11 protein-coding genes and 1 tRNA gene are annotated in these 14,020 nt (G+C 38.3%); 10 read left to right on the plus strand and 2 right to left on the minus strand.

Features of this window, described 5'->3' with window-relative positions; all coding sequences use genetic code 11:
- Positions 1-16 precede the first annotated feature (16 nt).
- The 4 genes from pheT (at position 17) to PSU78_RS09115 (ending at position 3,437) form a co-directional block, all read left to right on the plus strand.
- Positions 17-2,371, plus strand: coding sequence for a phenylalanine--tRNA ligase subunit beta (gene pheT, locus PSU78_RS09100; RefSeq protein WP_300387243.1), 2,355 nt, complete (start codon positions 17-19; stop codon positions 2,369-2,371).
- Positions 2,372-2,519: 148 nt separating this feature from the next.
- Positions 2,520-2,813, plus strand: coding sequence for an integration host factor subunit alpha (locus PSU78_RS09105; RefSeq protein WP_300387245.1), 294 nt, complete (start codon positions 2,520-2,522; stop codon positions 2,811-2,813).
- A gap of 26 nt (positions 2,814-2,839) precedes the next feature.
- The gene (locus PSU78_RS09110) at positions 2,840-3,268 is read left to right on the plus strand and encodes a MerR family transcriptional regulator (RefSeq protein WP_300387247.1); all 429 of its coding nucleotides are present in this window, start codon (positions 2,840-2,842) and stop codon (positions 3,266-3,268) included.
- A 92-nt stretch (positions 3,269-3,360) separates the two neighbouring features.
- Positions 3,361-3,437: transfer RNA gene (locus PSU78_RS09115), tRNA-Pro, on the plus strand.
- A gap of 171 nt (positions 3,438-3,608) precedes the next feature.
- On the opposite strand, the gene PSU78_RS09120 is transcribed toward PSU78_RS09115, so the two are convergent.
- Together PSU78_RS09120 and PSU78_RS09125 are read right to left on the minus strand one after the other, a co-directional pair.
- Positions 3,609-3,758, minus strand: a complete 150-nt coding sequence (locus tag PSU78_RS09120) for an entericidin A/B family lipoprotein (protein WP_300387249.1) — start codon at positions 3,756-3,758, stop codon at positions 3,609-3,611.
- 103 nt (positions 3,759-3,861) lie between these two features.
- Positions 3,862-4,392: a BON domain-containing protein gene (locus PSU78_RS09125; protein ID WP_300387251.1), complete on the minus strand. Its 531-nt coding sequence runs from the start codon at positions 4,390-4,392 to the stop codon at positions 3,862-3,864.
- A gap of 378 nt (positions 4,393-4,770) precedes the next feature.
- Between PSU78_RS09125 and PSU78_RS09130 the strand changes: the two genes are divergently transcribed.
- From PSU78_RS09130 to rffA, 6 genes are all read left to right on the plus strand, one after another.
- A complete protein-coding gene (locus PSU78_RS09130; protein ID WP_013147689.1) occupies positions 4,771-5,043 on the plus strand; it encodes an HU family DNA-binding protein in 273 nt (90 codons plus the stop codon).
- Positions 5,044-5,398: 355 nt separating this feature from the next.
- A complete protein-coding gene (locus tag PSU78_RS09135) occupies positions 5,399-5,716 on the plus strand; it encodes a hypothetical protein (RefSeq protein ID WP_300387255.1) in 318 nt (105 codons plus the stop codon).
- A gap of 18 nt (positions 5,717-5,734) precedes the next feature.
- Positions 5,735-6,751, plus strand: coding sequence for a serine protease (locus tag PSU78_RS09140; RefSeq protein ID WP_300387257.1), 1,017 nt, complete (start codon positions 5,735-5,737; stop codon positions 6,749-6,751).
- 246 nt (positions 6,752-6,997) lie between these two features.
- A complete protein-coding gene (locus PSU78_RS09145) occupies positions 6,998-12,085 on the plus strand; it encodes a tetratricopeptide repeat protein (RefSeq protein WP_300387260.1) in 5,088 nt (1,695 codons plus the stop codon).
- 55 nt (positions 12,086-12,140) lie between these two features.
- On the plus strand, positions 12,141-12,821 hold the full coding sequence (locus PSU78_RS09150; RefSeq protein WP_300387262.1) for a GNAT family N-acetyltransferase: 681 nt from the start codon (positions 12,141-12,143) through the stop codon (positions 12,819-12,821).
- Between the two features lie 5 nt (positions 12,822-12,826).
- Complete coding sequence (gene rffA / locus PSU78_RS09155; RefSeq protein WP_300387264.1) at positions 12,827-13,972, plus strand: dTDP-4-amino-4,6-dideoxygalactose transaminase; 1,146 nt, start codon at positions 12,827-12,829, stop codon at positions 13,970-13,972.
- Positions 13,973-14,020 lie beyond the last annotated feature (48 nt).

A 14,020-nucleotide genomic window follows, 5' to 3' on the forward strand; every position in this document is an offset into this window, starting at 1 on the left:
AGGCCACAAAAGCATTATGCAGTTTTCAGAAAATTGGTTACGAAGCCTTGTAAACACTGATTTAGATAGTCAGGCACTTAGTCATGCGCTCACAATGGCTGGACTTGAGGTTGAAGAAATGCAGCCTGTAGCTGCGCCCTTTAGTAAAGTGGTTGTCGCTAAGATTTTATCTGCAGAAAAGCATCCTGATGCAGACCGTCTGCAAATATGCAAAGTCGACGTGGGCTTAGCTGAACCTTTGCAAATCGTATGCGGTGCAGCCAATGCACGTGTTGGTTTAATTGCTCCTTGTGCCATGGTAGGTGCTGAGTTACCTGGTATCTCAATTAAACAGGCTAAAGTACGTGGTGTAGAGTCTTTCGGTATGATGTGCTCGTCTAAAGAGCTTGGTATTAGTGCTGAAGCAACAGGTTTGCTAGAGTTAGATGAAAACGCTATCGTAGGTCAAAGTATTCGTGAGCATTTAGATCTTGATGATAATCTACTCACCTTGAAGTTAACGCCCAATCGCAGTGATTGCTTAAGTATTACAGGTATCGCACGTGATGTTGCCGCAATAACAGGCGCAGAAACACGTTTTGAAGCTATCGAAGCAGTAACTGCAATGCTTAAGTCAGCTAAAACTGTTATTGTGAGTGAAAAAACAGTCTGCCCACGCTATTGTGGTAGATTAATCAGCGGTGTCAATGCCAAGGCAAGTACACCTGATTGGATAATTAAGCGCATCGAACGCAGCGGTCTACGTAGTATTAGCGCACTAGTTGATGTCACTAATTATGTGTTGCTCGAATTAGGTCAACCTATGCATGCTTTTGATGCGGCTAAGTTAAATGGCGATATTACAGTTCGCTTTGCTAATGTCAATGAGTCACTAAGCTTGCTCAATGATCAGACTATACAATTGAAATCTGACGACTTAGTCATTGCAGATGCAAATGGCGCAGTAGCGCTTGCAGGCATTATGGGCGGTAAACTGACCTCTGTAGATGATGCAACAACCGAAATTTTCTTAGAAAGTGCTTTTTTTACGCCTTCTGTTATCGCTGGTAAGGCACGTAGATTGGGTTTAAGTACCGATTCCTCTTACCGTTTTGAGCGTGGTGTGGATTTTGGAAATACAAAAAACGCACTTGAATATGCTACCAAGCTGATTTTAGAAATTTGTGGTGGCCAAGCAGGTGAAGTGACTGAAGTTGTTGGTAGCTTACCAGTCCGACAGCCTGTCAAATTAAGAATGGCGCGCTTAATATCAGTCTTAGGTATTCCATTTGAAGCGGGTAAAGTTGCACAACTGCTGACGCAGCTTGGCTTTGACTTCACAGAAGTGAACAGCATATTTACTGTTGTGCCACCAAGCTATCGATTTGACATAAATATTGAAGAAGATTTAATCGAAGAAATTGCTCGTTTGCATGGCTATGACCATATTCCTGCAATCGCGCCAGTGGCCAATTTACTCATGCTTTCAGCGCCTGAAGCTAGATTACATCAAAACAAGCTACGCGATAGTTTAGTGGCGGTCGGCTACCAAGAGGTTGTGAATTACAGTTTTGTCGATGAGAGCTGGGAGCGAGATTTGTTAGGCAATGCTGCGCCTATCAAGCTTCAAAATCCGATTGCAAGCAACTTGAGCGTGATGCGTACTAGTTTATGGGGCGGCTTGCTTGATACCTTAGCGTATAACTTGAACCGTAAGCAAGACAGGGCATTCTTGTTTGAAATTGGTGCAGTGTATTTTAAACAGGCCAATAGCTTTGTTGAAACTACACGCGTTTCAGGTCTCGCTTACGGCAGCACAAAGCCTGAGCAATGGGCTGCCGATAGCGCTGATATAGACTTTTTTGAAGTGAAAGCGCATGTTGATAGATTAGTAGGTGCTAAAGCGACCTATGAAAAGGCTGAACACAGCGCTTTGCATCCAGGACAAACAGCACAAATTCTACTTGATGGTAAAGTGATTGGCTGGCTAGGTAAACTGCATCCAAAATGGCAGCAACAATACAGCTTAACGAAAGCAACCTATTTATTTGAGTTAGATTTAGAGGCAATATCTAATCATCAAATACCAACTTACCAAGAAGTTTCTAAACTGCTACCAATTCGTCGCGATTTGGCAGTCGTTTTGGATGAAAATATTGCAGTAGGTGAGGTGTTAAATGCAATAACAAAAGCCGAAATTCCATTGATAATTGACGTGGCATTATTTGATTTATATCAAGGTCAAGGTGTCGCTGAAAATAAAAAAAGCCTTGCATTATCAGTACTTATGCACGATACTCAGAAAACATTAACTGATAGTGATGCCGACACAACCATTACTATTCTGCTACAATTATTACAAAATCAATTTGCTGCAACACTTAGAAATTAGATCAAAAAACTATATGACTTGATTTTAATTGTGATTAAATTTTAAGTGTTGGATTTGTTTATTTAGTCGCTTTGTAAATTTAACTTATTAAAATAATAATCTGTACATTAAAAAAAGCTCAAAAGCTAGAAATGAAATGGGAGTGGGTATGACATTAACAAAAGCTGAACTTGCTGATTTACTCTATGAGCAAGTTGGGTTAAATAAACGTGAAGCCAAAGATATGGTTGAAGCATTTTTTGAAGAGGTGCGTATTGCGTTAGAAACTGGTGATAGTGTGAAGTTATCAGGATTTGGTAATTTTGAATTACGCAAGAAATCGGAGCGTCCAGGCCGTAACCCTAAAACTGGCGAAGAAATACCAATTACAGCACGTCGTGTAGTGACTTTTCATGCGAGCCAAAAGTTAAAAAGTAAAGTAGAAGCAAATTACCTTAACTAATTGAATGATTAAACAAGTTTAACAGTATGAGTGAACACAATATAAAAGTGCAGTTACCGCCGATACCAGCAAAGCGCTACTTTACCATTGGTGAGGTGAGTGAGCTTTGTGGTGTGAAGCCGCATGTGCTCAGATATTGGGAGCAAGAGTTTACTCAGCTTAAACCTGTTAAACGTCGTGGTAATCGTCGTTATTACCAACATCATGAAGTATTACTTATTCGTCGGATACGTGAGTTATTATACGAACAAGGCTTCACCATTAGCGGTGCACGGAATCGTCTTGATGGACCGAATGAAGCTGAATCTAAAGCGGATACAGTGCAATCAACCGCACAATCGGACTTGAGCTTAAGTCCTTCATTATCGGCTAATACTAAAGAGTTTGATTTTACTTCAGTTAAAGCTGAATTGTTAGATATTCTAAATTTACTTCGTCCAGCAGTATCAGTTTAAATGCACGCAGATTTATTTCAGACGTCTTTTATTGCCGCCAACCTTTTACGATATAATGACATACTTGTTGTAAGCTAGTTACAACATCGGTTCGGGGCATAGCGCAGCCTGGTAGCGTACATGCCTGGGGGGCATGGGGTCGCAAGTTCGAATCTTGCTGTCCCGACCAATTCAATTAATTTTAGTAAAAACTAAGCCACTGAGAAGTGGCTTTTTTGTTTTCGACTGGTGCTAGAGATCTAGGACCAGTCTACTTTGTATTGAAGGCTATGATGGGATGCCAAATAGCAAGCAATTAAGTCTGAGTAAATAAAGCTTTACTCACAACTTAATTCTTTGACTATTTATGTTCGCTCGCCTCATCTTTAATCGCTTTGCCGCCTTTTTCAATGTCTTTTCCAGCACCTTCTACCGTATTGCAGCCTGTTAAGGCCATGTTGCCAGCTAGAAATAATGTGGTAAACATTAATGTAAAAGTTTTTTTAAGCATGATGAATCTCCTAAATAAAATGTAAAGCTAGTGTACACAGCAGTTTTACAAATAGATTAATTTTCTTAAAACTATTGCGTACTAGATATTGGTGAATTCGGAATTACTCTTTTTTAAGTAACAAACTGTTTTCAACTGATTTAACGCCTTCGATTTCAGAGGCAATTTTTCCAGCTTGTTTGATTTGATCTTCTGTTTCAACAAACCCACTTAGCAAAACCACAGCTTGATTGGTTTTTACACTAACTTTTAAGCTTTTCAAACCTTCATCTTTTAATAAACTGCCTTTTACTTTTGAAGTAATCACGCTGTCTTTTACAACACGTTGAACTTCTTTTTGTTCAGATTTTGATTTGTAATTGGTATATTCTTGTTCATCAAGTGTACCGTCGTTATCTATATCCGCAGCCTTAAAGTGTTTAGCGAAAAGTTTTTCCTTTTTTGCTTCCGTTTTAGTTAATGTAGTGCTGTTGTCTGTATCCAAAGCCTTGAATGAAGTGCTGTAGGCCGATTGATTGGCATCGCTTAGATCTTCTGCAGCAAAGGCTTGCACGCCTAGTGTGCTGCTTGCCAAGGCTATTGCCAGTAAAGTAGATTTGAAATGTGATTTAGTTGTTTGTGAATTATTTTTCATGGTGATTTCCTATAAGTAATATAAAAGAACTACAATATAGAGTAAGCGTATGGGCTAATCAGGTCTGTACGCTAGCCAACATAGTCACTATGTTGTTTTTTTAACTTAGATTTAAATTTTGAGATTTTAAAGTTTGATGCAAAAGCCACTCAAACTTTAAATTTAAGGTTAAAACAAATGACTAATATTGATAAGGTAATAAGTACCTACTGTTGACGATATAGCGTAAATTTGAATAGAATCTAGCTACAAATGGCACTGTGGGCTTTAAAATATGTAAATTGCTGCACTTATGGTGATAAAACAATTGACAGTTAAATTAAATGCCAGCAAAGTAACGGTGCTTTTATACAAACACTTATCAAGGGAACTAAATATATGAATAAATCTGAATTGATTGATGCTATTGCAGCAAGTGCTGGTCTTACTAAAGCGGATGCAGGTCGTGCTATTGATGCAACGACTGCAGCTATCACAGCAGCACTTAAAAATGGTGATGCAGTTACGCTTGTTGGTTTTGGTACATTTAAAGTAACACAACGTGCTGCTCGTACTGGTCGCAACCCACGTACAGGCGCTGAGTTGAAAATTGCTGCACGCAAAGCGCCAGCTTTCACTGCAGGTAAAACATTAAAAGATTCAGTTAATTAATTCTGACTCTTGGTGAATGATAAAAGGGAGCTATATGCTCCCTTTTGTTTTATGGTCACACAGCTTACTCAGGTAATTTCTTTGCCTAAAGTATCTTCTAAGTGCTGCAAGTCTGTATCGCCTTACCTAGGCTAACTTGTATTGAGCTTTTAGTCTTGAATTTTTATTATGGAACTTAGGTTCATTCTCTTAATCCTATTCAATAATATCTTTAAAAATAGTTAAATTTTTCATTTAAAGAAAGCGATTTGATTTGAAAAAAGTAATTCCAATGATTTTTTTCGTTGTTATTCTTAGTTTGTTAGCTTGGTTTTTATTAATAAACAACCGAAATCAAAGTTCATCTAACCAAGAAATGACTCAGCTTGAACATATGGGTGATGAATGTGTAGGTATTTCAGAGAAAGCTGTTATCGGGATGACGCCAGTCGTTGAGTTTCAGAAGTTGGAGTTGCTAAGTCGAAAAGCGAATGTGTTGAAGAATTGCATGGCGGACAGAGGCTTTCGTGAAGATCCTGCTTGGCGTAAATATGCGGAGCCACTCGCTAGAGTTAGCGCTTCACAACAACATATCTCTTTCGATGAGGCGATAGAAACGATGAGAAAGTCCGATATGTTGCTGTTTAAAAAGCAAGTTCAGCGTCCTCTATATTGGATTTCTGCCAAAAATTAGAATTCTTTAGGGTCAATGATGAAAAAATTACTTCTACTCACTGTAATTAGCGTACATGTTTCTATTGCTCAAGCCCAACCTAATATAGGCGAGATTTTGGCGCTGAGCGACTCTTTGGTACAGGTGGCGGTAGAACTGCCAAGTGGCATTACCGGCACTGGCTCGGGTGTTGTCGTGAGTAAGGAGTATGTCGCAACCAATTGCCATGTGTTAGCTAATGCAAAAGGCGCAAGCATTACTAAATATCATGATTCCTATCAACCGATTGGTTTGAAAGCTGATTGGAAGCATGATTTATGTTTACTCAAGTTTGATAACTTGCCATTTAAGGTCGCGCCCATGCGTGATAGCAGCACAGTAAAGTATGAGGAAGAAATATTCAGCCTAGGCTACCCCATCGGTAATAACGTGCCACAGCCTTCATATGGCAGCATTAAAGGCTCCTATCCGTTTGAAGATAGCGTAGTGATTCGAACCAGTGCGGCTTTTGCCATGGGCTCAAGTGGAGGAGCTTTGTTTGACCAACAGTTTAACCTTATTGGCATTACCAGCTTCAAAAGCCCGGGTTCTCATGGTTTCTTCTACAACCTGCCTGTAGAGTGGATTAAAGCGTTATTTGACTCGCCAGATGTATTGTCATTGAGTACGCATGATGTACCATTTTGGGCTCTGCCATTAGAGCAAAGACCTTATTTTATGCAGGTGGTCATTCCTTATCAAAATAAAGAGTGGATGGCTTTAAAGAAAATTGCGCAGGCTTGGACGGTGCAAGAGCCTAAATCATCTGATGCCTGGTATTTTTTAGGATTAGCGGAAGAGGGCGCCAATCAAACAGTATCAGCCAAAGAAGATTTGAATAAAGCACAAGCTTTAAACAATCGTCATCTAGATGCAATGTTGGCTTTGTCTGAAATTGCCTACTTACAAAAAGATTTAACAGCACTAGAAACACTCAAAGTTAAAATTGATCCACTTGATCAAGAACAAGGTGAGTTGATTACACAAAAAATCACTGAGTTAAAACTTACTCAATAATTAAAAAACTTTCGCCTCACCAGTTTTGCAGCTTCATTAATGCGTTTTAAATTGCTAAGCTGAATCTAAGTTATTTTTACCCTTCTATTTCAAGCATCTATTACATATTATGTTTTCGATAATATGTACATTGGGCATTGCAAATTTTAAATCATATTTTCTTAAATTTAAGTTCTGCATAACCTTACTAATTGCAAAGTGAGTTAAAAATTCACTGTTGCATTATGCATGATTAAAAGGCGCGTAATGATTACCTCTGAAGGCGATATTAAATCAAATCAAAACACCAATAATAAAGCTGGTGCTCAATCTAATAGTCGCTTAGAGAACGAACCTATAAAGGCTAGAGCCAATGAGACCCCGACAACCTCTGAGTTAAATGCCTTGGCTGTAATGTTTAACAATGGGCAATTAGTTGAGAGTGAGCAGTCTGCAGTTAATTTAACTCAACGATATCCAAAAAGTGGTTTCGGTTGGAAGGTTTTAGGCGCGGTGCTTCAGAAGAAGGGTATGTTTAAAGAGGCATCAAGCGCGCTTCATAATGCAGCCTCGTTACTACCTAAAGATAGTGAGGCTCAGTATAACTTAGGTAATTTTTTTTACGATCAGCAACAGTTTGATGACGCGCTTAAATATTATAAAAATGCGATTAAGTTATCCCCCGACTTCGCTAAAGCTCATTACAACCTAGGTAATGTATTTAAAAGTCAGAATCATTTAGAGCAGGCTTCGGTGAGTTATAAAAATGCCTTACGCATTGAGCCTAGTAATATACAAGCTGCATGTAATCTTGCTCAGGTATTTTATGAGCAAGAAAATTTAAATGACTCAATTTCTTATTTTAAACAAGCTTTAAGCATTGATGAAGACTTTTCTGTGGCACATGTTGGTTTAGGAGCTTGCTTTCAGGCAATTGGACAACTAACGGAAGCTGAAGAGTGCTTTAGAAAAGCTATTAATCTGAGCGCCAACGATGTTGAAGCTCAAAGTAATTTGGGTGGGGTTTTAAAAGAATTGGGGAGATTAGCAGAAGCTGAAAGTTGTTACAGAGCTGTACTATCAATTACACCAGAAAATGTAGATATATATATTAAGTTAGCATCATTATTAAAGAGCATAGGCAACAGTGCTGAATCAGCAGATTGTTTTGCAAAAGCCTTGAGCATAAACTCTTTATTGGAGGATGCTCAAAATGATCTAGGACTAGCCCTTGCAGACCAAGGACGATTCTTTGAGGCGGAAATATGTTATCAAAATGCAATTAAAATTGCGCCTAACTTTTGGAAAGCACATAATAATTTAGGACTAACGCTACATAGTTTGGCTCGTTTTAAAGAGGCAGAGGCTGCTTTTGAAAAAGCGGTTGAATTAAATCCTAACGAAGCACTAATCTACAGCAATCTTAGCTTGCCACTTGTCGCGCAAGGACAAATTAAGAAGGCTGAAGTCTATCTAAAGAAAGCGATAGAAATTAACCCCACCTATGTTAATGCATACATTAATCTTGGTACTAACTATTTAGGACAGGGCTTTGCTCAGGAGGCTGAGTTTGCCTTCTTAGAGGCTCTAAGATTTGATCAAAACTCAACTAAGGCTAGAAGCAATTTATTATTCACTTTGAACTATTCTGGTGGGCATACTGCCGAATATCGTCTGCAGCAAGCTCGCCAATACGGTAAAACTGTTGATGAAAAAGTTAACTTTGTATTCACGTCATGGCTTCAAGTATCTGATGTAAGGCGATTGAGAATAGGTCTAGTATCAGGTGACTTACGTCAGCATCCAGTGGCTTATTTTTTAGAAAACTGGGCTAAATATATCGACTCTTCTCGGTTCGAATTAATTGCATATACGACAGACAGTCGTGAAGATGAAGTAACCACAAGACTAAAACCTCACTTCTCCGGTTGGAGGTCGCTAGTTGGCTTGAATGATGTAGCAGCTGCAGAGCTCATTCATAGTAACGCAATTCATATTTTGATAGACTTGTCAGGACATACAGCAGAGAACAGGCTGCCTGTATTTTCTTATAGACCTGCACCGATACAAGTAAGTTGGTTGGGATATTTTGCAACCACAGGAATAACTTCTTTAGATTACTTTATTGCCGATGAAGTAGGTGTTCCAGAAGAGAGTAAAAAGCATTTTGTTGAAAAAATTAAGTATGTAGCAAATACTAGACTTTGCTTTACACCTCCTAGTTCATTAATTGATATTTCTCCATTGCCTGCACTTACTAACGGCTATATTACATTTGCGAGTTTTCAAACACTCGTCAAAGCCAGTGGCGATGTGCTCGCTTTATGGGCAGGCGTGATGCAAGCGGTGCCAAACTCTAAATTACGCTGGCAATGCAAATCTTTTGCAGATTCAGCGGTGGTTAAAGATTTAAAAGTTCGTTTTGCCAACTATGGGATTAACTCTGATCGTTTGATTTTACTGGAATCAGTCTCACGTGATGCATATTTTAAAGCACATGCGGAGGTTGACATGATACTTGATACCTTTCCATACCCTGGAGGAACTACTACTTGTGAAGCGTTGTGGATGGGTGTTCCTACCTTAACGCTTGCTGGAGATACACTCATTGCAAGACAGGGTGCGAGTCTAATGGCTTCAGCTGGGTTAAATGAGTGGGTCGCAGACAATAAAACAGACTATGTGAGTAAAGCGTTGTCTTTTGTTTCCGATATTACTAAACTGAGCAAGCTGAGAATGCAGCTTAGAGAACAAGTGCTCGCTTCCCCATTATTTGATGCACCACTTTTTGCAAAAAATATGGAAATATTATTGTTGGAAATGTGGAATGAGAAATTTCCTATCTGCGTAAAACAAAATTCTAAGCAAGATGAAACTGATTTAACTTCAAGTGGTGATGCTGATGTGAATTTTACTAATCTTTTGAATACTGATTTGGTCATTGTAAGTAGCACAAAATATACGGAAAGTGAGTTTTGGACTAAGTCTCCTTTAGGTCTATCTTTGCCTAGACATCGTAAACAAGATTCAAGATTTACAATAAGTATTACTTTTGAGAGTTCATGTGGTTTGTCCGAAGTATTCAATGCATCTATCGATCAAGCCAAAGAGGATGCCGTCCTTATCTTTATTCACGATAATGTTTGGATTGATGATGCTAATTTTGCGGATAAGATTTTAGAGGGTTTAACCCAATATGATGTGATAGGCGTTGCAGGTAATCGCCGTCGAGTACCTAACCAACCTTCTTGGGCATTGTTAGATGAACGATTTATTTGGGATGATAGCGCCAATTTAAGCGGACGTATTGCACATGGCGAAAACGCATTTGGGGAGGTTGAATTTTTTGGCGATGTTCCAGCGGAATGTGAATTGCTTGATGGCGTTTTTCTTGCTACTAAAAAATCCACACTAAAGCTAAATGCGCTTAGATTTGATAATCAGTTTACTAATGACTTTTATGATATGGATTTCTGCCGTAGTGTAAGGGCCGCTGGCCTGAGGCTTGGTACATGGCAGATTAACCTTACACAACAGAAAGCAGTGTCGATTGGAAATGCGTATTGGCGAGAAAAATATAAGGACTACCTTAACAAATGGGAAATGCCCTCAGAAGTGATAAATACCTCTGAAGTAGTTAGTAGTGATTCCCATGGTCAAACTTTACAAAATGCAATAAATGATGTTTTTCAAATGGCTGTAGATCATCAGAGTGCTGGAAATACACAACAGGCAGAGCAACTTTATCAAGAAATTCTCAACATACAACCTCAGCATGCGGCCGCCAATCACAATTTAGGAATAATAGAAGCTTCTTCGAAGGGAGCTGTGTTAGCTCTACCTCGTTTAGAGCTTGCGGTGCAGTCTCAACCAGAAAGTGAGCAATTTTGGGTGAGCTATATAGATGCGTTGATGCAGACTGGTGCGATTGAAACTGCAACAGATGCCTTAGAGCTAGGACAAAAGTTTGGTCTGCGACCTAAAACATCACAATACATCGCAGCTGAATTTGTTAAAGAGTTTGATCGGCAAGCTCAACGGCAAGAAGAGTTAAGGGTGTCGGCTCTGGACGCATTGCAATTAGAGTTCCAACCAAGAGATAAATCCTTATTTAAGATAAAACCAGAGCTAAAAACAGGAAAGTCAGTTTTTTATATCTGGTCTCCAAATTACACAACAACCTCTTCTGGTATTAAGGCCTTACATTTGTTATGTGACCGTTTAAATGCTATGGGATATGAGGCATATATTACAGCAGTCGAGGTTAACCCAACATTTGTTACTCCAACAGTAACAAAAAAACTGATAGAAATCCATAAACAACAAGGGCGGCTTCAGATTGCTTTCTATCCAGAAACCCAAATGGGGAATCCTCTTTTAGTACCAAATGTTGTACGTTACTTATTAAATACTCCTAATTTCTTTGCTAAAACCTCATGGTTTGGTAGCTTTCACAAAGATGAGTTATTACTTCATTATGCAGATGCAGTTGCTATTCCATGGATTAAATCAGATTCTCTTCGCATTCAAACTATTGATAGAAACATATTTAAGCCCTTATCTAACAAACAAAACGCGGATCGCTCTGGCTTTTTAGTGTATTCACATAGAGTACAACCAGACTTAGATCAGATACCTTCTTGGTGCAAGCCATATCAAGTGATATCAATGGAGGATCCAAAGTCTCCAGTGCAGTTAGCTGAACTCTATCAAAAAGCAAAAGGCTTAATTGTATATGAAAGGACAATGGCGGTAATTGAAGCAATGTTATGTGGTTGTCCAGTGATGACTTGTTCGCAATTTGGACTGAGTAAGTCGGTTGCTTGGTATGAAGGGTATGACGAAGTATTAAAAGCTTGGGATTTTGATCAAGATACATTTACTCAAGTGACTAAAGATATGGAGGCTGTTGGTGAGATTTACGAGTATAACCAACGTTTTGATGATCAAATGATTAATATGACTTTTAATAGGTTAATTTCACATTTTCAACTGGATTCAACTGATGATATAGAAATTACTCCATTATATGGAATAGAACTCGCAAAAGATCACCTCCAAAAAGGCCAGATTAAGGAAGCCGTCATGAATTACAAACAGGTAATTATTGATGATCCAACATGCGTAGAAGCTTACTTCAGGCTTGGAAGTACATTAATGAATGTTAGGTTATTTGCACATGCATTAGGAGTACTAAAGCAGGGAGAAAGTTATTTAATGAAACTACCTGATCATAAGTTTCTAGATTCAATCAGGTTGGCCTATTACAGCATGATGGGTGAAGCGTGCGTGGAACTCAATGAACTTGATGTGGCACGTAATTATTTTGATTTAGCTGCTAAAACACATGATTAGAGTTTGATAAATGAATTACGGAATCTCAAATATTGACCGACAAAGATTTGGCATAATGACTGCAAAAGCTTCATTAAAAGGTGGCGATAGTGTGCTCGAGTTAATGAAAAAATCAAAGCGTGATCAGATTAAGTTACTTATTGTTCGAGTACCAACTAGTCAGCTTGATATAACAACACAATTGGAAGCTGAAGGTGCCTTTATTGTTGATACATTAGTATATTACGCAAAGAGTAAAGCTGACTGGTACTCCGATCAGTTGATTGATGGCTACATTGTTAGATTAGCGAAATTTGAAGATGCAAATAGGTTGGAAGATATTGCATATGAAACATTTAAGGATTACAAAGGACATTACCATGCTGACGATAACTTGAAGAAAACAGATTGTAATCAAGTCTACTCATCATGGGCAGCTAACTCATGCAAAGAGCAGGACGTTGCAGATGCAGTTCTGTTGATAGAAAAAGATGATGAAATTGCAGCATTTGCAACGATTAAAGTTAAACATAAAAATGAAATTGAGGGTGTGCTTTATGGAGTATCTCCAGTTCATCGGCACCAAGGTTTACATTTACATTTGATGAAGGCAAGTCAAAACTGGGCTATAACAAATGGGTACTCTCGTATGATTACTTCAACTCAAATAACAAATATAGCAGTCCAAAAAAATTGGATTAGGCTTGGTTTTGAGCTTGAAAGTAGCTTTTATACATTTCACAAATGGTTTGATTGAACAAGATGATAGAAAATAAGATTCCATTTAATAAGCCCTATTTACATGGTCGTGAGCTCGTTTATATTGCACAATCTGTAGCATCAGGAAAAATATCGGGTGATGGTATGTTTACTAATAGATGTCATGAGTTCTTTGAAAGTAAATATAATTTTAAAAAAACACTTTTAACTACATCCTGTACTGACGCACTTGAAATGGCTGCAATATTGTTGAGTATTAGTGAGGGAGATGAAGTTATTTTGCCATCATTTACTTTTGTCTCTACGGCAAATGCTTTCACTTTAAGAGGAGCTAAGTTGGTATTTGCTGATAGCTGCGACAACAGCCCCAATATAGATCCTTTGCAAATTGAGGCTTTAATTACGCCAAGAACAAAAGCAATTGTAGTGGTGCATTATGCTGGAGTAGCATGCAATATGGGCCATATCATGGCGATAGCTGAATCTGCCGGCATACCTGTCATAGAGGATGCGGCACAGGCAATTGATTCATATTATAAAGATAAGCCTCTGGGATCAATAGGTTGTCTAGGTGCCTTTTCGTTTCATGAAACTAAAAATATTATATCTGGTGAAGGTGGGCTGCTTACCATTAACGATTTAAGTTTAATAAAACGTGCGGAAATAATTCGCGAAAAAGGTACTAATCGATCTTCTTTCTTTCGTGGAGAAGTCGATAAATATGGTTGGGTTGATATAGGCTCATCCTTTTTACCATCAGACATTATTGCAGCATATTTATTCGCGCAGCTGGAAAATATTGATGCAATTCAGGCTAGGCGTAAAGCAATATGGAAAACTTACTATGACTCACTTATATATGTTGCAGAAAAATCTGGACGTTTTATGTTGCCGACCATACCTGATTTCGCGACCAATAATGCACATATGTTTTATCTTATATGCGATAGCATTGAGACTAGAACTGGTTTAATTGACTATATGAAGACTCTTGGAATACATTCTGTTTTTCATTACTTGTCACTACATAAAAGTGACTTTTATGCAGATAGACATGATGGTCGGGAGTTAAGAAATAGTGATCATTACTCAGACTGTATTTTAAGAATTCCTATGTTCTTTGAGTTGAGTGATCGTGAAGTTACGAGAGTAATTTATTCAATACTTGATTTTTTTAATTTACATTGAATTATTAAGTGTTGAAAACAGACAGGAAAAATTGCTGTCTGTCATATA

This window comes from Methylotenera sp., from assembly GCF_029945705.1.
Lineage (GTDB): Bacteria > Pseudomonadota > Gammaproteobacteria > Burkholderiales > Methylophilaceae > Methylotenera.